This window comes from Halomonas sp. ATBC28, from assembly GCF_005937175.1.
GTDB lineage: Bacteria > Pseudomonadota > Gammaproteobacteria > Pseudomonadales > Halomonadaceae > Vreelandella > Vreelandella titanicae.
The window spans coordinates 1-475 of the sequence record NZ_VCQL01000101.1; the positions used below are offsets into that span (position 1 = coordinate 1).

General features: G+C 42.1%; 1 protein-coding gene. It reads right to left on the bottom strand.

The window, feature by feature from the left end:
* Window positions 1–407: hypothetical protein (locus tag E0L35_RS25515; RefSeq protein ID WP_032174417.1), on the bottom strand; the 407-nt coding region annotated here is incomplete at its 3' end.
* Window positions 408–475: the final 68 nt, after the last annotated feature.

Sequence of the window (475 nt, forward strand, 5' to 3'; positions counted from 1 at the left end):
TAGGCAATGTCGTTAGCGATGATCGATAATACGTCGCGCAAATTACCTTCATAACGTGGATAAAAACGTACGGACGATGCCCCAGTTTTCAACGCGATGGCGACGGCTTCGTCAATAGATGCCTTATCTGAGGCGCTGGTTTCAATATGAATATCAAGGTTCAGACGGCGGGCTTTATCACCAAAGGCAGAGAGTTCTTTATCGTCCATATTACCAAGAGAAAAACGCTCTCCATCCAGAACATGAATTTTGACGCCCCGCAGATTATTTTCACTCGCGATATCAAGTAAATCAGCAGGCAATACTCTTTCCAGCCGCATATTTAAATGAAAGGCATAGGCATGTAAATAAAGAGGAAGAGTATCGACACGTTGTAGAATCTTTCTTGCGTTATTTATTGTCACCATAAAACACCTACAGATTAATGATGAGGTCTACGGCCTCAAATCGCCAATATTCAATATCTATCTGGACA